The sequence below is a fragment of the Thermoleptolyngbya oregonensis NK1-22 genome (genome assembly GCF_032705245.1).
GTDB classification, from domain to species: Bacteria; Cyanobacteriota; Cyanobacteriia; order Elainellales; family Elainellaceae; genus Thermoleptolyngbya; species Thermoleptolyngbya sichuanensis.
On record NZ_CP053540.1, the window covers coordinates 1071863 to 1091532 of the forward strand.

Below are 19670 nucleotides of genomic sequence, written 5' to 3' on the forward strand. Positions count from 1 at the left end.
TTTTTTGCAGAATGAATTTGCAGAATGAATTTGCAGAATGAATGTGAATTGCCAGGGCGGATTGCGAACCCGCGAACCACAACCCTGCAAACCATACGCCCTGCACCCTGCGAAACCCTATTGCACCCAAGGCAAGAATGACGATGAATCTGGATCACAATCAAAACCAACCGGAATTTTGGGACGGACATGGCTGCGCCCTGTGCGAAACGGAGCAATTTTCAGAAGCCGTGGCAGCCTTCGACCGGGCGATCGCCCTCGATCCCAGCTATTGCAAAGCCTGGAACAACCGTGGCAATGCCCTGTGCGGACTGAAGCGCTACGCCGAAGCGCTGGATTCCTACGACCGCGCCGTGGCGATGCAGCCCGACTATCATCAAGCCTGGTTTAACCGAGGGCTGCTATTTGCCGAAATGCAGGCCTATGGCAACGCGCTGGAAAACTTTGAGCAGGCGATCGCCCTCAGCCCCGATCCGCGCTATCTCCACGCCCGCGAAGACATCTGGCTCAAGCGCAAACTAATCTCGGCATAAGCAAGAAAAGACCCCCTAATCAAAGTCCCCCTAGCCAAGGGGGATTTAAGGGGGATCGGCTCAAACGCGCTACGACTCGATAACGGTAGCTTACTCGGTCTTGAGAGTCCATAAAGACTTGAGGGGTCATGGGCGGGTTCTCCGGAATCCCCATTGCCTGATGCGTATTAATCCCCGTAGTGCTTTCTGGCTCGATTTCCAGCACGAAGCATCTATCCATAACCCAAAACTCTGAACTTGGCGATTCGCCGCTGGAGGCTCCTGAGATGAAGCATTTTGCCGTGTTGCTGTCCCTGTTGCGCGATCGCCCAGATTTTATCGACGATATTCGCCGCAATTTCAAAGTCGAGCGCAAAAGCGTATCACTGCTGATTTCGAGCTGCTTCTTTTTCGCAATTTATGGTGCCATTATCGGCTCCTCCAGCAGTTGGATGCAGATGATTGCATCGGCGATCAAACTGCCCGCGCTGTATTTGCTGACGCTGGCTATCTGTCTGCCAACGCTATTTTTCTTTGATGTGCTGTTTGGTTCGCGGCTGAAATTTAGCCAGTACGTGGCGCTGTTGATGACGGCAATGGCGACCATCAGCGTGCTGCTGTTTAGCTTTGCGCCGATTACGCTATTTTTCCTGATTTCGGTTCATGACTATACCTTTTTCCAACTGCTGAACGTCGGTATCTTTGGGCTGACCGGGCTAGTAGGGATACGACTGTTTTATCACGGGATGCGATCGCTCGCAGAACGGGATGCGATTAGACTCCAGGCAGAGGCGCTGCCCAAGGGCGAACTGCCCGATTATGATCCCTATTACAAATCAGATGAATTAGATAAGATAGACGAACTGGACGAAGCGGGCGATCGCCCCGCCCAGTTCCGAGACTTTGCGCCGCCGGATGATGTGCTGGTTCCTGCCAAACACAGCAGCCTGGCCACCAAAAATAACAGCGACCTGCTCAACACCCGCCTAAAGTTGCTCCGCTTCTGGCTGGTGTTGTATGCACTGGTGGGCAGTCAGTTGGGCTGGACGCTCCGACCCTTCTTTGGCGCACCGGGTCAAGCGTTTCAACTGTTCCGCCAGATCGAGGGCAACTTTTACAGCGCAGTCTTTAGCATGATTCTTAATTTCCTCGGCTTCTAGCGCGTGGCTCCTAGCTCAATGCTTGCATTAACCCTCGACCCCTGGCACTATGCCTTCTCTGACAAACCTCCGGATTACCGAGGATGAACTCGAGCGCCTGACGGGGCTGGATATTAGCGACACGTTTATGGGGCGGGCGATTCGTCCGTCGGTGCTGCGGTCGCGGCGACGGCTGCGATCGCTCTTGATGAGCGAAGTGCTAACGCTGGGGCTATTCATTATTTTTTGCCTGCCTGTCAGTTTGGTGATTGCTCGAAATCTGCCGGGGTTCACCGGAGAAGATTTGGGTAAATTCCTGGCGATTTCTCTGGGAATTGCCGTAGGCTTGTTTGCGCTGTGGAATGGCTATCTCTGGCAACGAGGAAAGCAGTTGACCCAGCTTTCGCATTTGCTTGATCAAGTCGATCGACACAACGAAATCATTGATGCGATCGCCCTGATGGAAGAGTTGGATTCTGTGCGGGCGAACAATCGCGAACCTGTAGATCGACAGGAGATTTTTCAAGCTCTGGATGCGACTCGCTCCAGCCTGATCTGCGCCCTGACCACCGAAAGGATTGTGCGAAAGCATCAGAAGATGATTGCCAAACGCGCAGAACTTGCAGAGGCGATCGCCCAAAATCTAGCCATGCTGCAAACGCTTCAGGAGAATGCAACGGCGAATGAATATGGACAGTTTTTGACTGAGGCGCTGAGCATTGGGATCATCGTACAGCAGGAGTTGTCTGAGTTCATGCCGAGTGAATCTCTCTCGAACCGATGGTCTAATAAGTGAACACCTGAGTGAATGTCTGAGTAGTGAACGCCTGAGTAAACGTTTCGGTGAACTTCTAGGTGAACAATTGGGTGGACTAGAGCGAAGAATGCTGGGTGGCTTGAGAATAGTGTCATCGAATGCTGGCCGGCTCTACGCCGGATGGTAGTAAAACGCTGCCGCCAGAATCGCGTAGGTCGCCAGCAGCAGCGTCCCGTCCAGCCAGTTCGATCGCCCGTTCAGGCTGATCAGGTTGACGATAAACACGGCGATCGCCACAGTGATGACCTCAAACGGGTTGAAGTCCAGATCCATCGGCTGGCCCATCGCCTGCCCCACCAGCACCAGCACTGGCGCGACAAACAGCGCCACCAGCAGGCTCGACCCCATCGCCACCGATACGGGCAAATCCATGTTGTTTTTCATCGCTACGCGCACCGCCGTCACATAGCCCGACACGTCGCCCAGCAGCGGCAGCAGCACCACGCCCGTAAACAGCGGCGTGAGCGCCCAGTCGGCAATCACCTCCTCCACCACGCCCACAAACAGTTCCGACTCGATGGCAACGCCCACCGTCGCCAGCAGCAGCACTCCGACCCACACCCACAGCGGCGATCGCCCGTCCCCCTCATCTGCTAGCAGCAGCGGGTCTTGTTTGGCCTTGCACACGTCATAGAGATAGCTGTGGGTCTTCAGCGAAAACACCAGCGTCAGTCCGTAAACCAGCATCAGCACCACCGCCACAAAGATAGACAGGCTGGTGATATCCTGAGCATCGACCACATGGGACGTGTTGATGACGATCGTGGGCAGGGCGATCGCCGTCACCGCCAGCGTCATGGATGAACCGTTCACCCGCACCACGATCGGCTCAAACGACTGCTCTTTGTACTTCAGCCCGCCCAGCAGCATCGCCAGCCCCAGCACCAGCAGCAAGTCGCCCAAAATGCTGCCTGTAATGCTGGCCTTGACCAGATCCACTAGCCCCTGCCGCAGGGCCGCCAGCGAAATGATCAGTTCCGTCGCGTTGCCAAACACAGCATTCATTAGCCCGCCCACCGTCGGCCCCAGCGCTAGGGCTAGCTCCTCAGTAGCGCGGCTGAGGAAGATGGCTAGCGGGGCGATCGCCAGCGCCGAAGTCACAAACACCGCCGCATCGCCCCAGTCTTGTCCGTGCGCCAGCAGCGAAATCGGGATAAAGACCAGCAGCACCAGCGCAGGAAACCGTTTGAGCAGCATAGAGAGGAGAGGAAGGGGTGAGGTATGGAGCCGGGGATTAGGAGAATGTTGATTCTCGATTTTGGATTTTGGATTTTGGATTTGCGGCCGAGCGTTTTTGGCGCTTTCGTCCACTTCATCTGCCACTGAATCCGTAGCGCTACTGATACCGTTCCTGGGAACGGTAATGGACAGGCGGAGCGCTATCTCATCATCCCCACGCCTCCCCACTCTACCCATCATTCCCTCCCTACACTACGCTACAGTTAAGCTTGTGCATTTCTCACCTTGCCCCAATTCATGACCTCATCCTCCGCAGACCCTTCCGAATGGGAGCGAAACCCGACCCGTCGCCCCCAGCGCCCGACGGACTGGCGACTGCTCAAGATGCTCCTGCCCTATGCCATGCGGCATCAGCGGCTGCTGCTGATTTCGCTAATCATGCTGATTCCGACGGCGATTGGGGATGCGGTGCAGCCGATCTTGGTGGGGCAGGCGATTTCGCTGATTCGCAATGAGCCAGTGCTGGGCTTTTTGCGGGGATTGACCCTGTCGCAAGGGCTGAATCTGCTGGTGGTGCTGTTGCTAATCACCATTGTGGTGCGGCTGACGTTCGATGGGTTGCAGAGTTTTCTAGTGCAAAAGGTGGGCCAGCGCATTACCGCTGACATTCGCAATGACTTGTTTTTACACGTCACGTCGCTGGCCACTCGCTTTTTCGATCGTACGCCCGTAGGCAAGCTGATTACGCGCCTGACCAGCGATGTGGACGCGCTGGGTGACGTGTTTTCTACGGGAGCAATCGGCATCGTTGGCAATCTTTTTTCAATCATCGTGATTGCGCTGACGATGTTCACGCTGGAATGGCGGCTGGCATCCATGCTGATTGCCATGCTGATTCCCATTACCATCCTCACAATCTACTTTCAGCGGAAATATCGGCAGGCCAACTATCGGGCCCGCGAAGAGCTGTCGTCGCTCAATGCCACGCTGCAAGAGAATATTGTCGGCATCAACGTGGTGCAACTCTTTCGGCGGGAGGCGTTTAATGCCGAACTCTTTCGCACCATCAACCAGCGCTACATCAAAGAGGTCGATCGCACGATTGTGTTCGACTCGCTGGTGTCGGCGACGCTGGAATGGATCTCGCTCGTGGCGATCGCCGCTGTGCTTTGGCTAGGGGGCGTGTTGGTGCTGCAACAGGCCCTCCTGTTTGGCACCCTAGCATCCTTCATCCTCTTTGCCCAGCGCCTCTTCGATCCCCTGCGCGAATTTGCCGAACAGTTCACCGCTATCCAGGCGGGCTTTACTGCTTTGGAGCGAGTCAGCGATATCCTGGTCGAGCCGATCGAAATCCGCGATCCGGAAGTCGGGGGTCAAGGAGTCCCGTCTGTTTTCCCTGCTTCTACCCAAACCCCCGGCGAAATCCGATTCGATCGCGTCTCTTTCGGCTACAAAGCGGATGAACTGGTGCTGCGCGATCTGGACTTCACCATTGCTCCGGGCGAGAAGGTGGCGCTGGTGGGGCCGACGGGCGCGGGCAAAAGCTCGATCATTCGCCTGCTGTGTCGGCTGTATGAAGTGACGAGCGGGCGCATTCTGCTGGATGGCGTAGACATTCGCGACATGCCCCAGGCGGAACTGCGGCGGCGGATGGCGGTAATTTTGCAAGACGGATTTTTGTTTGCGGGCGATGTGAAGGGCAATATTGCGCTGGGCGAAAACTACTCAATGGCGGACATCCAGCGGGCGGCAGAGCAAACAAACGTGGCGAAATTTATCGAGCAGTTGCCCCAAGGCTACAACACCGAACTGCGGCAGCGCGGCACAAACCTGTCAGGCGGGCAAAAGCAGCTTCTTGCCTTTGCGCGGGCTGCCATCCGCAATCCGCCGATCCTAGTGCTGGATGAGGCGACTGCAAACCTAGACGTGGGTACGGAATCCCTGATTCAGGAAGCATTGGAAACTCTGCTAGAAGGGCGCACCGCCATTATCATCGCGCATCGCCTCTCGACGATTCGCAGCGTGGATCGGATTCTGGTGCTGAAGCGAGGACAACTGGTGGAATCGGGCAGCCATGAGGAACTGCTGGCACAAAACGGGTTGTATGCCAGTTTGTATCGGCTGCAAATGCTGGAAGGTTAAGCGCGTGGTTTGGTGTGGTTTGCCAAACGCAATCCGCCTGCAAGGATGATGCGCCTGCAATCTCAAGCGAGATATTTCACATAGACGCGATCGCACCTTGCGGTTTCTACCCCACTGGCGGGTTCGTAGCCCTGTCGCTCGTAGAGCAGGACGGCTTCTTTCAGGACGCTGGCGGTTTCGATCCAGATTTGCGTATAGCCGCTGCGGGCGATCGCCCCCTCCAGTTCCATCAGCAAAAACTTGCCCAAGCCCTGGCCGCGCACGCTGGGATGCAGGTACATTTTGCGAATCTCGACGGCATTTTCACCCCGGCGAATGGGGTAGTAACCCGCCGTACCGACGAGGCTGCCCGCTTGCTCCACCACCCAAAATTCGCCGCCTGTCGCCCAATACGCCGTTTCCACCTGAAGCACGTCCTGATCGGCTCCGTCGGGTTCGCCGCCGAGTCCGTACTCCGCCAGCACCGTGTAAATTAGCTCGGCAGCAACGGCGCGGTCACTTGGCCGCCAGTCTCGAATCCGAAAGGTTTTGTAGGTTGCGTCCATTGCTCAGTCATTACTCGGTCATTGCTCAGTATTTCTCAGGCAAAGAGGTTCAGCTAAAGCGGCTCAGGCAAAGAGGCTCAGCTAAAAAGAGGGGTTAGCGCTGTTCCATCAGGCGATCGGAAAAGTTAAGGAGTCGTAGGGACGATAAGTCCATAACTTTGTCCATAACTTTTCAGTATCGCGCTGCCAGAGGCGATCGCCGTATAACAGAGACATCAAAACGAGGCGCACCCCGCTTCACCCTCTAGGAGACACAACCATGCAACTGACCTATCGCGGCACCGAATATACCCCCTGCACCGAACTGCCTGCTACCAGCCAATCTTTTTACGGATGCTATCGCGGCGCTGAGATGACGATGCGCCACTCCTCTGATCTACCAGTTCAGCCTTTCGTCAACCTCACCTATCGTGGCGCACAGTATCGCCCTGAAGCGGCTCCTCTCTTCAGCAACACAGCGGCGATCGCCCTCTAAAGCTTCACTAGCTCCCCCTCAGGATCTCTCAGCTTGGTCTGCCTAGCGACTCTCTCCTGACTTAACCAAATCTAGCTGCACTTAGAGCGATCGCCCTTTCACTCACTGGCGATCGCTCTTCCTTAATCTCAACTAACCCAGCATTACTTTTGGGGCTTATCAGACAGGCTAAAAAGTTACCCAGCAGCCCCTCAGCCCCTCAGCTTCTCTGCGTTGCCAAAGCCGCTGATTTCCCCTCAGGCATCCAGCTCAGATTTCTATCAAGTTTCCAACTGTCGCTTTTCGGGACGAAAATTGAGGAATGGGCTGATCAGCAGCAATCCCGGAAACAGGAAAAACACCAGGAAATAGAGCAATAGCCGCTCAATGGAGCCAGCCGTATACCACCGCTGCTTGAGATATAACATCGTCAGCAGCGGCAGCACCAGCAGATAAGCACCTGCCAGCGCGACATAGAGCAGGGGAACCAGCGGCAGTGAGTCGGAAATGGTGAGCATCGGCTTTCGATTTTGGGTTTCGATACTTTCGCGATTTTGGCTTGCAGCAGACAAGCGGGCAGGGCAGCTTGCAAAGAAGCTTAACCTAAGCTCTCCAAATTCTATCGCCTCCAGTCTGTGAAAACCGTGACCGGGCAACTCGTTTTCCCTAGAGGTTCCATAAGAATTTTGGATGTTGGGCGCTTCGGGCGTAATCCGGACTGGAACGCAGGATGGCTCTGCGGGAGGCAGATCCTCTGCCAGCGCCATGACCCAGTTCAAAGCTTCCGGCTCAAAGCTTCTGGTTCAAAGCCTTCCGGCTCAAAGCTTCCGGCTCAAAGCTTCCAGTTCAAAACTCAAAGAATTGCTTATCGCAGGCGAGGCAAGCGGCGGCGCGGCGCAGGCGTTGGCGTGGTGATCAGGGACGGATCATCCACGACTTGCAGACGACGAGTATGCTGCACAATGCCGTCTTCGCGAACCAGCACGCCGGTAATCCAGCGATCGCTCGGTAGCGCAGGAGCCTGCCCCGTTTTGAACAGCCCCCCTGCCGACAGCAGTTCCAAGTTCAACGGCGCGGCGCTGAGATAGCCCTGAGCATTCACAGGTTCCTCAATGGCTGCACCCAGCAAAAGGCGATCGCCCAGCGGCTCCTGCACGATCACGTCAAAATCAAAGCTTTGCCCCACCAGCACCTGCGTCGGAAGCTGAACCTGCACGCTGGGCGGAAAATCTCCGCTGGAGACTTCGGTGCGCTCGGATAGCACCGATTGAGACACAATGCGTCCGTTTTCATAGCGCTGCCGCGTAGACAGCACGGAATTCAGCGTCACGATGCGTCCGTTGATATCGCGAGTGCCCGTAATCGTCGTGGTGGTGTTGGCAACCAGCGCACTGCCATCTCGCTCCCAGGAATCCAGCACGGTTTGATAAGTCAGGCTGCGGTAGGGCTGCCAAAACCGCTGGAGCGCAGTGCTGAGTGTGTCATAGGTCAGCCCGTCGGCATGGGTAAAGTTGCGGCTGAAGAGGCGCATCACGTCTCGCAGGTTGCGGCTGCTGGCGGCGGCATCCAGGCGGGCGATCGCCTCCGTCAGTTCCTCCGGCGCAGGCCGCACAGCGGGCGCGGGCGCAGCAGGCTCAGCCGGCGCAGGCGGAGTCTGGGCCCCCACCCGACCCGCCCAACTGAGCAACACCCCCAGCAGCACCGCCGGAATCACCAAATTTGCCCGCCGCCAGTCTCGGCGCGTCAGGCCCAGCCGCAAAGCGACTGCCCGCCCGACAGGGCGCACCGATAGCCCATTCAGGCGATTCATCTGGGGCAACGGAAATTCAGGGGGTTTCTGCATAAGGATGGGGTAGGATACTAAGACGTTTGGGAGACGTTTGGGCTGCAAGTCTGCATTAAGTGCGGATTCAGTATGACTAGAGATCCAGCCTTCTGGAAACCTTGACGCTGGATGCAGCCGTTTCAAGCGCTGCCATTGCTGGAAATACACGCTCAGTTATAGCCATAGATATAGCCATCTCAGAAACCGCAGTTCCAGACAAAACACGCAAGATACAGGCTAGATGCAGACTCAATACAGACTAGGGCAAGGCCCAAAACAAGGCTAGGACAAGACACAGTGTAGACGCTATCCGCCTGCTTCGTCACGGAATCCGGAAGCTTCTCTCATCTTCCAGGGTTTCCCACACCCCTCCCCCCGTCCCTCACCCTCTCACCCCCCCATGAAGCTCCTGATCGCGGCCAGCGGCACGGGCGGACACCTGTTTCCGGCGATCGCCACCGCTGAGCAACTCTCCCGTCACCAGACTCCCTGCCACATCGAATGGCTGGGCGTGCCCAACCGTCTGGAGACGCAGCTAGTGCCAGGAAAATATCCCCTGCACACGATTCAGGTGGAGGGCTTTCAGGGGAAGCCGGGCCTGGGCACGCTGAAGACCCTGGCGCGGCTGTTGGGGTCGGTGGTGCAGGTGCGATCGCTCTTGCAAAAGGGCAACTTTCAGGGCGTGTTTACCACGGGCGGCTATATTGCGGCTCCGGCCATCCTGGCGGCGCGATCGCTTGGGTTGCCCACAGTTCTGCACGAATCCAACGCCCTACCTGGCAAAGTGACACGGCTGCTGAGTCCCTGGTGCAGCGTCGTGGCAGTGGGCTTTGAGGAGACGATCCAGCGGCTGCCCCGCGCCAAGGCGGTTCACGTCGGAACGCCCGTGCGGGATGCCTTTCGACTCGCGCCCTCGGCTCTGCCGCCGCTGCAACTGCCGATTCCCGATGACGTGCCGCTGATTGTGGTTGTCGGTGGCAGCCAGGGCGCAGTGGCAGTAAACCGCCTGGTGCGCCAGTGTGCGCCCGCCTGGTTTGAGGCAGGCTTCTGGATCGTCCATCTGACGGGCGACTCGGACCCCGATGCCAAAAGCCTCAGCCACCCGCAATATCTGGCGCTGCCCTTTTATGACAACATGGCGGCGCTGTTCCATCGGGCGACCCTGGCCATCAGTCGCTCTGGCGCAGGCACCCTGACAGAACTGGCGATCGCCCATCTGCCCGCCATTCTGATTCCCTATCCCTTCGCAGCCGAAGACCACCAGACCGTCAACGCCGCTGCTTTCGTCCGGGCGGGTGCGGCCAAAGTGTTTCAGCAAAAGGATCTCACGGCCGAAATGCTCACGGCCGAGGTGCTGGATCTGATGCGATCGCCCCAACGGACAGAAATGGCTGAAGCCGCTGGACGACTGGCGATCGCCGATAGCGCCGAACAGCTTGCCAAGCTCATTCAAAAGACCATTGGCATATAGTTTTTGGCTCTATGTGAACCAAATGTGAACCATAAGTCTGGCACCAGTTCCAACAGGACACCCTCACAACTGTCCTTTTGGGAGATCAGTTCCAAGGGCGATCGCCCTAAGCTATGAACAGTTGCGTTTTGCCCTCGCTTGCATCGGGTTCATAGCGCGATCGGGAGCATTCTTCCGTCGAACTTGGTGCAGGCAAGCGAACGCAGAGCTTGGTTTTTGGCTCAACCCGAATCATCCCTGCTGTTTTTGCTGGTTTTTTCCTGCTCTATGGTTTTACATCGCCCAACCGACGACCCTTTGACTGCCTCTGTCACAAATCGAGAAAGCAAAGTGAATTCAAAGGTGTCGCCTTGGCTGTCGGCGATCGCCTATCCCTTGGGGAATCGCCTGCTGCTGCCGGCCTATTTCGGCAAAATCGAGATTCATGGGCAACACCACTTACCTGCTGAAGGGCCGGTCATCCTTGCGCCGCTCCATCGGGCGCGGTGGGATGCGCTGCTCGTTCCCCATGCCACTGGGCCAAGTGTCACAGGCCGCCTCCCCCGATTCATGGTGACGGCCGACGAAGTGAAAGGGCTTCAGGGCTGGTTCATTCGCCGCTTGGGCGGCTTTCCGGTCAATCCCCGCCAACCAGGGGTTGCCAGCCTACGGTTTGGGCTAGAACTGTTGCAGCAGGGCGAAATGCTGGTGATTTTCCCAGAAGGCGGTATTTTCCGCGATCGACTGGTGCATTCGCTCAAGCCTGGGCTGGCTCGCCTCGCTCTCCAGGCAGAACAAAGCCAGCCCGGACTGGGCCTACAGGTCGTGCCGATTCATTTGCATTACGGCGAGCCGCTTCCTCGGTGGGGCTGTCAGGTTTCGATTAACATTGGTGCCCCCATCCGGGTTGAGCCTTATCTCCAGGAGCCGCCCAAGCAGGGGGCAAAACGGCTGACTGCCGATCTTCGCCATGCGCTAGAGCGCCTCAGCCCCAGCCCAGAAACTCAGAGCCTGATGGCCGCCCACAAGTCTGAAATGGCGGCTTAGGCGCGGAGCAGCAGGATTCTCTGCGACCCATTCCACCGTGGCGGGTTCCACTGCAAAGGATTCCACTGCGAAGGATTCCACTGCGAAGGATTCCACTGCAACTTATTCCACCGCGGTCGGTTCTACTGCAACCTATCTCACAGCGCTGGCGATCGCCTGCACGGTTTGGTTTCGCCCCTGCTGCTTGGCCTGATAGAGCGCACCGTCAGCCTCCGTGAGCAAGGTTTCTGGCGACCCGTCTGGATGGGGAATCAGGGTGGCAAGACCAATGCTGAGGGTGACGCGATCGCTAATGTCAGACTGGCAATGGGCAATGGCCAGATCGTGCACCGCAGCCTGAATTAGCGCGGCGATTTGGGCGGCTCCGTCGGCAGTGGTATTGGGCAACAAGACTGCAAACTCTTCTCCCCCGTAGCGGGCAACCAAGTCAGCCGGACGCTTGGCAGCCTGGGCGATCGCCCCAGCAATTTGCCTCAGGCAGTCATCCCCCGCCTGATGTCCATAGGCATCGTTGTAGCGCTTGAAATAGTCCACATCGCACAGCAGCAGAGACAGCGACTGCTGCTCGCGGGCACACCGTCGCCACTCCTGCTCCAAGCACACATCCCAGCGGCGGCGATTGGCCACCTGCGTTAGCCCGTCCAGATTCGCCAGGACTTCTAGCTTTTCATTCGCGGCTTGCAGGGCCAGCTCAATCTGCTTGCGGCTGGTAATGTCGCGCACCGTCACCGCAAAGCCGTCGCCCAGCTTTACCGCAATGTAGTGATACCAGCGATCGCCCTCTGAGGTGGAATAGGCCAGGTCGCTCTCCAGCGTTTCGCCCGTCTCCACCACGTCCACAAACTTCTGAAACAGCCCCGGATCAATCTGCTGCACCAGTCGCCGCAGAGCCAAGTTGCCAATCAGTTCCTCGCGGGTTTTGCCCAGCATCTTTGCCACCACCGGATTCACCACCAAGCAGCGAAAATCGCCAATCGTGCCGCCCACATCGCGCACCGCCTGCATCGCCGCAATGCCGTCGAGGGAACTGTTCAAAATGCTAGACAGCAGCGCCCGCGATTGGTAGAGAATTTCTTCTGTCTCGCGACGGATGAGAACCTCCTGCTGAAGCTGCTGCTTTTGCCGCTGAATCGTAAGCTGGCTTTCGAGGCGGGCGACGACTTCCTCCACCTGAAACGGCTTGGTAATGTAGTCCACTCCGCCCACCTGAAACGCCTCGACCTTATCCAGCAGATCGTCGAGGGCGCTGATAAAAATCACCGGGATGTCCCGCGTCGTCTCGTTTGCTTTGAGCGACTCACAAACCTGATAGCCATCCATATCGGGCATTTTGATATCCAGCAAGATGGCATCGGGGGGTTTGGCGACGGCCGTTCGCAGGGCCATCGCGCCGCTGGTGACGCTCCGCACCTGATACCCCTGCTGGGTCAGGATATCGGTTAGCAGCCGCAGGTTTTCGGGGATATCGTCTACGAGGAGGACGCTGCCTTTGGGTTCGGCGTTGGGACTAGGGTTCATAGCTGCTCAGCATCAGGAATAGTGGCAATTGAACCAGGAAGTGCTTCAACCCACTCCAGGATTTTGTCGAAGCGAAACTGATGACTCCATTGGCTCAAATCTTGGGCCAGGGCAGCATGGGTCACGGAAACTTGGGCGATCAGCGCCTCAACTTGGGCACTGTCGGCCTCTAGGGCTGCGGTGTATAGGGCAGCCTTCCAGGCATCTGGTAGATCCCGCAAATCTGGCGAGTGCAGGTCGGCTGGCGGTTCCTGCTCTCGGCTACCCAACTTACTTTCGTCGTACAAGAAGACTACGCCGAGGTGCTTGGCGATCGCATCAAAAATGCTCTGTTCGTGAAACGGCTTGCGAAGAAAATCATCGCAGCCCGCCGACAAAATCACCACTTTTTCCTCTTCTAGCACGCTGGCCGTCAGGGCAATCACGGCGGTTGCCTGGCCTTTGGTCGTCGCCTTGATCCGCTGGGTTGCCTCGTAGCCATCCATCACGGGCATTCGCATATCCATCCAGATCAGATGCGGTTCCCAATCATTCCAGATTTCGATGCCCTCCAGACCGTTGCTGGCTTCGCGGACTTCAAACCCTAGCGGACTCAGCAGCTTCACCAGCAGACGGCGGTTCACCTCTTTGTCGTCTACCACTAGGATGCGGTAGGTGGGTTGTCCCGGAGCCAGCCCCAGCACACGCCGTCGAGCGGGTTGCAGATCGAGCGGGGCTGCCTCCGAGAGGCTGGCTTGGATATAGAAGGCGATCGCCGTGCCCACTCCCAGTTCACTACTCACGGCAATATCGCCGCCCATAAGATGGATAAACTTGCGACTAATCGCCAGCCCCAGCCCCGTGCCTTCCTGCGACTCCTTGCCCGCCCGAGTTTGGGTAAAGGCTTCAAACAGATGGGGCAATTCTTCTGGTGCAATGCCAACGCCTGTATCACGCACTTCAAAGTAAATCGGCAGAGTGGCAGCAGGCAGCGTTTGAGCCGGAAGCACTAGCGACGTAGGGCTGGGCGGATGGGTGGAGACATGCAGCGATACGGAACCCGCCTGTGTAAACTTGATGCCGTTGCTCAGCAGATTGATCAATACCTGGCGCAGCTTCATTTCATCGGCTTGGATATATTGCGGCAGGTCATCGCTGCGGGTGACCGTCAGCAGCACATCTTTGCTCTCAGCCCGCAGGTAGAGCATGTCTTCCAAATCGCTGAGCAGCCGATGCAGGTTAAAACTCTTGAGATTAAGCGTGGTTTTGCCCGCTTCGATTTTGGAGATGTCCAGAATGTTGTTGATTAGCGTTAGCAGGTATTCGCCGCTGCGATAGATGATGCCCACGTTTTCGCGCTGGTCTGGTGGCAGACTGCTAGAGCGCAGGGTCAGTTGCGAAAAGCCCAGCACTGCATTCAGGGGCGATCGCAGTTCGTGGCTCATGTTGGCGATAAAGGTGCTTTTGGCTTCGTTTGCCACTTCTGCCTTTTCTTTGGCCAATTCCAACTGCCGGTTTGATTCGGCCAGTTCTGCGGTGCGCTCCTGCACCCGCTGCTCCAGCGTATCGAAGGAGTCGCGCAACTGGTGTCCCATTTGGTTAAAGGACTGGGCCAGAGTTTCCAGTTCGGCAATGCCGTTGACCTCGACCGTTTGCGCCAGATCACCCTCGGCGATCGCCTGGGCTGCCTGATTCAGCTTCAAGATCGGACGAGCAATCCAGCGGCTGGTCAGCACGCCGATGCCCGCTGCCAGCACCAGGGCCCCCAGCGAGAGCCACCGCGTCAGACGGTTGTTGGCGTTGATCTCAGCCATGAAGTCGGATTCGGGTATGGCAACCACAATCAGCCAGTCCAGCCCATACTCGTCACGAAACGGCGATACTTGGGCAAACTGGCGATCGCCCCCCGGCAGCCAAAACTCAAGCTGCTGCACTTGGTCGATCTGCCGCAAATCATCAAACTGTTGTTCCAAGTAGTGAGCCGTTGCGCTAACCAGGGGATTCTGACTATCACGGGCAGGCAAAAGTTGAATGTCTTCTCCAGCATCAATCAGCAGATTCTCTTCGTCGGCAGTGGAGCTAGCGATGAGCGACCCTTCTCGGGAGAGAATAAAAGTTTCCCCTGTCTTGCCCACTTTCAGTTGACTCAAAAAATGGTTTAACTCCAAAGAGGGAACTAGGTCTGTAGCGCAGACTCCTAATAGCCGTCCTGAGCCTTCCTCGTACACGGGCGTGCTAGCCGTTAGCACGGGCACTTGATCGTCAAAGTCCAGGTAGATGTTGCTCCAGTTTGGCTTTTGCTGTCGCTTCGCCTTTTGATACCAAGGGCGGATGCGGGGATCATATTCCCAGTCTAGCGACCCAACTGGGCTACTTCGATTACCGACCTCATCGATCTGGTAGTAGTGGTAGAAACGCTGGGGACTTGGCTTAGATATTAAAACGTGTACACCTTGATTGTCCCTAAACTGCCCTAATCCCATAAAGGAGCCGTCTTCAACGCCGCAATAGATCAGGTTGTTTGCTGGAAAGCTGCGGCTCTGTTTCCAAAATATGTACGCTCCTTTGGCGCGGGAAGGGTCTAAGTCACCCTGTCGAAGGGCGATCGCATTCAGGTCATTGATCACAAAAGGCGACTCGACATAGGTACTCACCTCCTGCTGAATGCGGGCAGTCAGCTCATTGCGTAGCTCCAGCGCCAAATGATTGACCGCTCTCTGGCTATTGCGATAGGACAGATAGCCGATGAGCGCAGTCGTTCCGGCAAGCTGTAGCAAAAAGGGCACGACCAAGAGTGCCTGAAGCGGCAGTTTGTGTCCAAGGCGCGAATTAAAAACACCCATAGAGTCTGAAGCGGTTGCAATGAGTCAGCAGGGCTGGAGAGAGGGGGGACGGATGAAGACAGCGCGGTCAAAATGGCAGGGCTTGCAGCGGACTGCCAGTAGACTGGACAGATCAATCAAAACAGACCGATAAGGCTAGATGCCAAGGTTCGAGATAGAGATACCCGTATATTTCCCGAATTTAGCAACGGGCTAACGTTGTTTCTAGCAACCAGATTGGCAGTCTTGCGGTTGTCAATGATCCCAATCTGTGGGATCGATTTGTAGCGCCAATCTGTAGCCCCAATCTGTCTGGAGAAAGTCAGGGCAGCGGCTCGCAGCTTAAACCGTGGCTAGAGGCATGGCGCGGTATGATCTTGCTTTGATGCAGAATCCGGATCGAAGAAAGTTTATGCCGTTTTCAATGCCGCTGGGCAGGTTAGCGCAAAATCTGGGCGCTCGGTTGCACCACTGGTCTGAGCAGGTGAATCAAACGCCGATCGCCCAGGTGACGACCGACAGCCGCAGCCTCAGTCCGGGGGATCTATTTTTGGCGCTGCGGGGCGATCGCTTCGATGGTCATGCCTTCGTCAAGCAGGTTCTAGCGCAGGGGGCGATCGCCGCTGTCGTGTCCGACCTGCCCCCCGATGCGGTCGGGCCGATGCTCCAGGTCAGCGATACGCTGGCGGCCTATCAGCAGTTGGGCACGCTCTGGCGGCGGCAGTTTTCTGGGCCCGTCGTGGCTATCACGGGTTCCGTCGGCAAGACAACCACCAAGGAGCTAATTGCCGCCGTGCTGGAAACCCGCGGCCCCGTCCTCAAAACCCGCGCCAACTATAACAACGAAATCGGGGTTCCCAAAACCCTGCTGGAACTGGGGCCCGAGCATCAGTTTGCCGTGATCGAAATGGGAATGCGGGCGGCAGGCGAGATTGCGCTGCTGGGGCAAATTGCAGAACCGGATATTGCGGTGATTACCAACGTCGGCACGGCCCACATCGGGCGGCTGGGGTCTGAGCAGGCGATCGCCGAGGCCAAGTGTGAACTGCTCCACGAGCTAGACTCAGCGGGCGCAGCCGTGCTGAACCACGACAATCTGCGGCTGATGGACACGGCCGCCCGCGTGTGGCGCGGCAAAACAATCACCTACGGGCTAGAAGGCGGCGACCTGCGGGGCGAACTGGTCGATGCTCACACGCTGCGGGTTGACGACACCCTGCTGCCCCTGCCGCTGCCGGGCCGCCACAACGCGCTGAACTATCTAGCGGCGCTGGCGGTTGCAAAATTGCTGGGGCTAAGCTGGCAGCCGCTCACCGCTGGGTTGACCGTGGAATTGCCCCAGGGACGGGCGCGACGGCTGGACTTGCCCAATGATGTGGTGATTCTAGATGAAACCTACAACGCAGGGCTGGAGTCTATGCTGGCGGCGCTGCGGCTGCTGGCGGATACGCCCGGTTCTCGCCGAATTGCGGTGCTGGGCACGATGAAGGAACTGGGCGATCGCTCCCTCGAATTTCACCAGCAGGTCGGCGCGGCGGTGCAAGACCTCAAGCTCGACGCGCTTTTGATCCTGGCTGACCCCGCCGAAGCCGAGGCCCTCGCCGTCGGAGCCAGCGGCACTCCTACCGAGCGCTTTACCACCCATGCCGAAGTCGTAGCCTGGCTGAGGCAGAACGTGACTGCGGGCGATCGCCTCCTGTTCAAAGCCTCCCGCGCTGTTGGGCTAGATCAGGTGGTAAGTCGGTTTTTGGACACGCCATAAAGACGATACTCGATTCCGCAATGCACAATCCCACGAATCGCAGGTCTTTGACGGCTACTCAAGCTGGCTACTCAAGCTGGCTACTCAAGCTGGCTGCTGAAGCTGGCTACTCAAGCTGGCTACTCAAGCTGGCTGCTAAAGCTGGCTGCTAAAGCTGCTTCTTGAGCAATAGCGACTCTGCCATTGCCCGATCAACCGGAGACGAGAACAAATAGCCCTGGCCATATTCGCAGCCCATTGCCATCAGTTGCACCAGTTGTTCCAGCGTCTCCACGCCCTCGGCAATGACGCTCATCCGCAGCGTTTCTGCCAGACTCACAATGGTTTTCACGATTGCCTGACTTTCTACGCTGATGCCCGCCCGGTGAATAAAGGAGCGGTCGATCTTGACGCTGTGGATGGGCAGGCTGTGAAGCTGGCTGAGGGATAAAAAGCCCGTGCCAAAGTCGTCAATGCAAAGCTGCACGCCCAGATCGGTCAATCCATGCAGGTTTTGGGCGATCGCCTCCATATCCGTCCGCAGCAGCGCCTCCGCAAACTCCAGCCGCAAACAGTTGGGCCGCAACCCGGTTTCCGACAAAATTCGCCCCACCTGCCCAATCAGCTTGGGCTGGACGAACTGCTTTTCCGTCAGGTTGACGCTCATCGTCATGGACCCATCCGCCAATCCCTGCCGCTGCCACTGCTGCATTTGCTGGCAAGCCTGACGCAGCACCCACTCCTCCAGCATCAGAATCAGCCCCGTTTCGGTGGCAATGTCGATGAACTTGCCGGGTGGCACGAGTCCTTGGGTGGGATGCTGCCACCGCATCAGCACCTCAAACCCGCGCACCCGGCGGCTTTGCAGCGCTACGATCGGCTGATAGTGCAGTTCTAGTTCCTGCTGATCTAGGGCCCGCCGCAGATCTGCTTCGAGTTGCACCTGGGTGAACACCTGAACTTGGCGCGTGCCATCAAACAATTCGTGGCAGGCTTTGCCCCGATGCTTAGCGCGATACATCGCAATGTCGGCATCCCGCAGCAAGTCTTCCAAATTTTGGTAAGGCTGACAGGTTTCCCGGTGATGGCTCAGTGCAATGCCGACGCTGGCGCTAATGTGAACCTGATGCCCCTGGAGGCAAAAAGCCCAGCCGAGTTGCTCCTGAATCCTTTCTGCAACGTGGATCGCGTCGTCGGCACTTTGAATGTCTTCCAGCAGGATGGCAAACTCATCGCCGCCCAGCCGCGCCACGGTGTCGCCGCCCCGCACGCAGTCTTGCAGCCGCTGGCTAACCTGGATCAGCAGTTGGTCGCCCAGCAAATGACCAAGGCTGTCATTCACCTGCTTGAACCGATCTAAATCAACAAACAGCACGGCAAACTGATGCCCCGGACGGCGCGGCAGCGCATTCAGGGCGGTCTTCAGTCGGTTCATAAACAGGGCCCGGTTGGGCAGGCTGGTCAGCGAATCATGGAAGGCGTTGAGAAAAAGCTGCTCTTCGGACTGCTTGCGGGTGGTGATATCTTCGACCGTGCCTTCGTAATACAACAGGTCGCCGCGACTGTTGTAGACGCAGTGGGCATTTTCCGAGATCCAGATGGGCGTGCCATCGCGCCGATAAATCAGCGATTCAAAATTAGAGACGCGCCCGTGTTCCTGCATGAGCCGGATGAATTCGCTGCGGCGGTTTGGATCGGCGTAGATCTGGTGCTGAATGCTGTGGATGTTGGCGATTAGGTCTTCTGGAGACTTGAAACCGTAGATGCGAACCAAGGCGGGGTTGACGTTGAGATAGCGTCCTTCCGGTGTGGTTTGAAAGATGCCCTCAATGGCGTTTTCAAAAATGCTGCGGTAGCGGGCTTCGGCTTCTCGCAGGGCGGCTTCGGCCCGTTTGCGATCGCTAATATCTCGACAGATACACACCAGATGGCTATCGGCGATGCGCGTCAGGCTGATTTCCTGCGGAAACGTGGTGCCGTCTGGCCGCAGGGCGATCGCCTCACCGCGCCACTGGGGCTGTCGGCTGAGGCTGGGCCAGATTTCAAGCTGAAACCGCCGCACTTCGCTGGGAATGTAGAACTGCTGCCAAGTCTGGCGGCTGAGGGTCTCATCGGGTGGATAACCAAACTGGCGCAGATAGGCCGGGTTGGCATAGCGAAAGGCTCCTTTTGCATCGAATACGGCTATTCCGTCGGCCGCCGCCTCAATCGCCGCTCGCTGCCACCACAGATCCGCCAGGTTATCTAGCGCGGCGTTGGCGCGGAGGAGTTCCTGCTGGCTATTGAGCAGGGCGATCGCCTGAGATACCTTTCCCAAAAGGGAGGATAGGTCTTGCGCCAGGGCATCGGTCTGTGTTCGGACTTGAAAGCAGTGTGCTGGGAGCCAGGTATCGCGGAAGTGGAACTCGTCTGACTCAGGAAGCGCGGACTCTGACAGCCGCTCCTGAAAATTCGATTGCCCAAATTGCATCTCAACTAGCCTCGATCCTGGGAAAAGGAA

The 19670-nt window shown here is 57.4% G+C and carries 15 protein-coding genes; 8 read left to right on the forward strand and 7 right to left on the reverse strand.

What is annotated here, in order from left to right:
- Nucleotides 1-143 precede the first annotated feature (143 nt).
- From HNI00_RS04645 to HNI00_RS04655, 3 genes are all read left to right on the forward strand, one after another.
- Nucleotides 144-533: a tetratricopeptide repeat protein gene (locus HNI00_RS04645; RefSeq protein ID WP_316791102.1), complete on the forward strand. Its 390-nt coding sequence runs from the start codon at nucleotides 144-146 to the stop codon at nucleotides 531-533.
- A gap of 266 nt (nucleotides 534-799) precedes the next feature.
- Nucleotides 800-1672 carry a hypothetical protein gene (locus HNI00_RS04650; RefSeq protein WP_316791104.1) on the forward strand — a complete coding sequence of 291 codons (873 nt, stop codon included), beginning with the start codon at nucleotides 800-802 and terminating at the stop codon, nucleotides 1670-1672.
- Between the two features lie 49 nt (nucleotides 1673-1721).
- Nucleotides 1722-2447, forward strand: a complete 726-nt coding sequence (locus HNI00_RS04655) for a hypothetical protein (RefSeq protein WP_316791106.1) — start codon at nucleotides 1722-1724, stop codon at nucleotides 2445-2447.
- Between the two features lie 132 nt (nucleotides 2448-2579).
- Here the strand turns inward: HNI00_RS04655 and cax are convergent, their stop codons facing one another.
- Nucleotides 2580-3665 (reverse strand): calcium/proton exchanger, encoded by a 1086-nt coding sequence (gene cax / locus HNI00_RS04660; protein WP_316791108.1) that lies wholly within the window; start codon nucleotides 3663-3665, stop codon nucleotides 2580-2582.
- 279 nt (nucleotides 3666-3944) lie between these two features.
- Between cax and HNI00_RS04665 the strand changes: the two genes are divergently transcribed.
- Nucleotides 3945-5789 carry an ABC transporter ATP-binding protein gene (locus tag HNI00_RS04665; protein WP_316791109.1) on the forward strand — a complete coding sequence of 615 codons (1845 nt, stop codon included), beginning with the start codon at nucleotides 3945-3947 and terminating at the stop codon, nucleotides 5787-5789.
- A 62-nt stretch (nucleotides 5790-5851) separates the two neighbouring features.
- Here HNI00_RS04665 and HNI00_RS04670 read toward each other — a convergent pair whose 3' ends face one another.
- Nucleotides 5852-6334, reverse strand: a complete 483-nt coding sequence (locus HNI00_RS04670) for a GNAT family N-acetyltransferase (protein ID WP_316791111.1) — start codon at nucleotides 6332-6334, stop codon at nucleotides 5852-5854.
- 259 nt (nucleotides 6335-6593) lie between these two features.
- Here HNI00_RS04670 and HNI00_RS04675 point away from each other — a divergent pair, with 259 nt between their 5' ends.
- The gene (locus HNI00_RS04675) at nucleotides 6594-6809 is read left to right on the forward strand and encodes a DUF4278 domain-containing protein (protein ID WP_316791113.1); all 216 of its coding nucleotides are present in this window, start codon (nucleotides 6594-6596) and stop codon (nucleotides 6807-6809) included.
- A gap of 260 nt (nucleotides 6810-7069) precedes the next feature.
- Here HNI00_RS04675 and ndhL read toward each other — a convergent pair whose 3' ends face one another.
- Both ndhL and HNI00_RS04685 read right to left on the reverse strand, forming a co-directional pair.
- Nucleotides 7070-7306, reverse strand: a complete 237-nt coding sequence (ndhL, locus tag HNI00_RS04680; protein WP_205370292.1) for an NAD(P)H-quinone oxidoreductase subunit L — start codon at nucleotides 7304-7306, stop codon at nucleotides 7070-7072.
- 347 nt (nucleotides 7307-7653) lie between these two features.
- On the reverse strand, nucleotides 7654-8631 hold the full coding sequence (locus tag HNI00_RS04685) for a hypothetical protein (RefSeq protein WP_316791116.1): 978 nt from the start codon (nucleotides 8629-8631) through the stop codon (nucleotides 7654-7656).
- Between the two features lie 382 nt (nucleotides 8632-9013).
- Between HNI00_RS04685 and murG the strand changes: the two genes are divergently transcribed.
- A complete protein-coding gene (murG, locus tag HNI00_RS04690; protein WP_316791118.1) occupies nucleotides 9014-10084 on the forward strand; it encodes an undecaprenyldiphospho-muramoylpentapeptide beta-N-acetylglucosaminyltransferase in 1071 nt (356 codons plus the stop codon).
- A 267-nt stretch (nucleotides 10085-10351) separates the two neighbouring features.
- Entirely contained in the window at nucleotides 10352-11110 is a 759-nt protein-coding gene (locus tag HNI00_RS04695; RefSeq protein ID WP_420156248.1) for a lysophospholipid acyltransferase family protein, read from the forward strand.
- A 132-nt stretch (nucleotides 11111-11242) separates the two neighbouring features.
- Here the strand turns inward: HNI00_RS04695 and HNI00_RS04700 are convergent, their stop codons facing one another.
- Together HNI00_RS04700 and HNI00_RS04705 are read right to left on the reverse strand one after the other, a co-directional pair.
- The gene (locus tag HNI00_RS04700; protein ID WP_316791120.1) at nucleotides 11243-12628 is read right to left on the reverse strand and encodes a diguanylate cyclase domain-containing protein; all 1386 of its coding nucleotides are present in this window, start codon (nucleotides 12626-12628) and stop codon (nucleotides 11243-11245) included.
- Nucleotides 12625-15450: a response regulator gene (locus HNI00_RS04705; RefSeq protein WP_316791122.1), complete on the reverse strand. Its 2826-nt coding sequence runs from the start codon at nucleotides 15448-15450 to the stop codon at nucleotides 12625-12627. Before HNI00_RS04705 ends, HNI00_RS04700 begins: the two co-directional genes overlap by 4 nt.
- Before the next feature lie 391 nt (nucleotides 15451-15841).
- Here HNI00_RS04705 and HNI00_RS04710 point away from each other — a divergent pair, with 391 nt between their 5' ends.
- Nucleotides 15842-17191: a UDP-N-acetylmuramoyl-tripeptide--D-alanyl-D-alanine ligase gene (locus HNI00_RS04710; RefSeq protein WP_316791124.1), complete on the forward strand. Its 1350-nt coding sequence runs from the start codon at nucleotides 15842-15844 to the stop codon at nucleotides 17189-17191.
- A 148-nt stretch (nucleotides 17192-17339) separates the two neighbouring features.
- Here HNI00_RS04710 and HNI00_RS04715 read toward each other — a convergent pair whose 3' ends face one another.
- Entirely contained in the window at nucleotides 17340-19640 is a 2301-nt protein-coding gene (locus HNI00_RS04715) for a putative bifunctional diguanylate cyclase/phosphodiesterase (protein ID WP_316791125.1), read from the reverse strand.
- Nucleotides 19641-19670: the final 30 nt, after the last annotated feature.

Excerpts from the sequence above, each read along its gene's own strand:
- HNI00_RS04675 (WP_316791113.1), top strand. The coding sequence starts at position 6,594 with ATGCAACTGACCTATCGCGGCACCGAATATACCCCCTGCACCGAACTG.
- murG (WP_316791118.1), top strand. The coding sequence starts at position 9,014 with ATGAAGCTCCTGATCGCGGCCAGCGGCACGGGCGGACACCTGTTTCCG.
- HNI00_RS04655 (WP_316791106.1), top strand. The coding sequence starts at position 1,722 with ATGCCTTCTCTGACAAACCTCCGGATTACCGAGGATGAACTCGAGCGC.
- HNI00_RS04650 (WP_316791104.1), top strand. The coding sequence starts at position 800 with ATGAAGCATTTTGCCGTGTTGCTGTCCCTGTTGCGCGATCGCCCAGAT.
- HNI00_RS04695 (WP_420156248.1), top strand. The coding sequence starts at position 10,352 with ATGGTTTTACATCGCCCAACCGACGACCCTTTGACTGCCTCTGTCACA.
- HNI00_RS04645 (WP_316791102.1), top strand. The coding sequence starts at position 144 with ATGAATCTGGATCACAATCAAAACCAACCGGAATTTTGGGACGGACAT.
- HNI00_RS04715 (WP_316791125.1), bottom strand. The coding sequence starts at position 19,640 with ATGCAATTTGGGCAATCGAATTTTCAGGAGCGGCTGTCAGAGTCCGCG.
- HNI00_RS04665 (WP_316791109.1), top strand. The coding sequence starts at position 3,945 with ATGACCTCATCCTCCGCAGACCCTTCCGAATGGGAGCGAAACCCGACC.
- HNI00_RS04670 (WP_316791111.1), bottom strand. The coding sequence starts at position 6,334 with ATGGACGCAACCTACAAAACCTTTCGGATTCGAGACTGGCGGCCAAGT.
- HNI00_RS04710 (WP_316791124.1), top strand. The coding sequence starts at position 15,842 with ATGCCGTTTTCAATGCCGCTGGGCAGGTTAGCGCAAAATCTGGGCGCT.
- HNI00_RS04685 (WP_316791116.1), bottom strand. The coding sequence starts at position 8,631 with ATGCAGAAACCCCCTGAATTTCCGTTGCCCCAGATGAATCGCCTGAAT.
- HNI00_RS04700 (WP_316791120.1), bottom strand. The coding sequence starts at position 12,628 with ATGAACCCTAGTCCCAACGCCGAACCCAAAGGCAGCGTCCTCCTCGTA.
- ndhL (WP_205370292.1), bottom strand. The coding sequence starts at position 7,306 with ATGCTCACCATTTCCGACTCACTGCCGCTGGTTCCCCTGCTCTATGTC.
- cax (WP_316791108.1), bottom strand. The coding sequence starts at position 3,665 with ATGCTGCTCAAACGGTTTCCTGCGCTGGTGCTGCTGGTCTTTATCCCG.
- HNI00_RS04705 (WP_316791122.1), bottom strand. The coding sequence starts at position 15,450 with ATGGGTGTTTTTAATTCGCGCCTTGGACACAAACTGCCGCTTCAGGCA.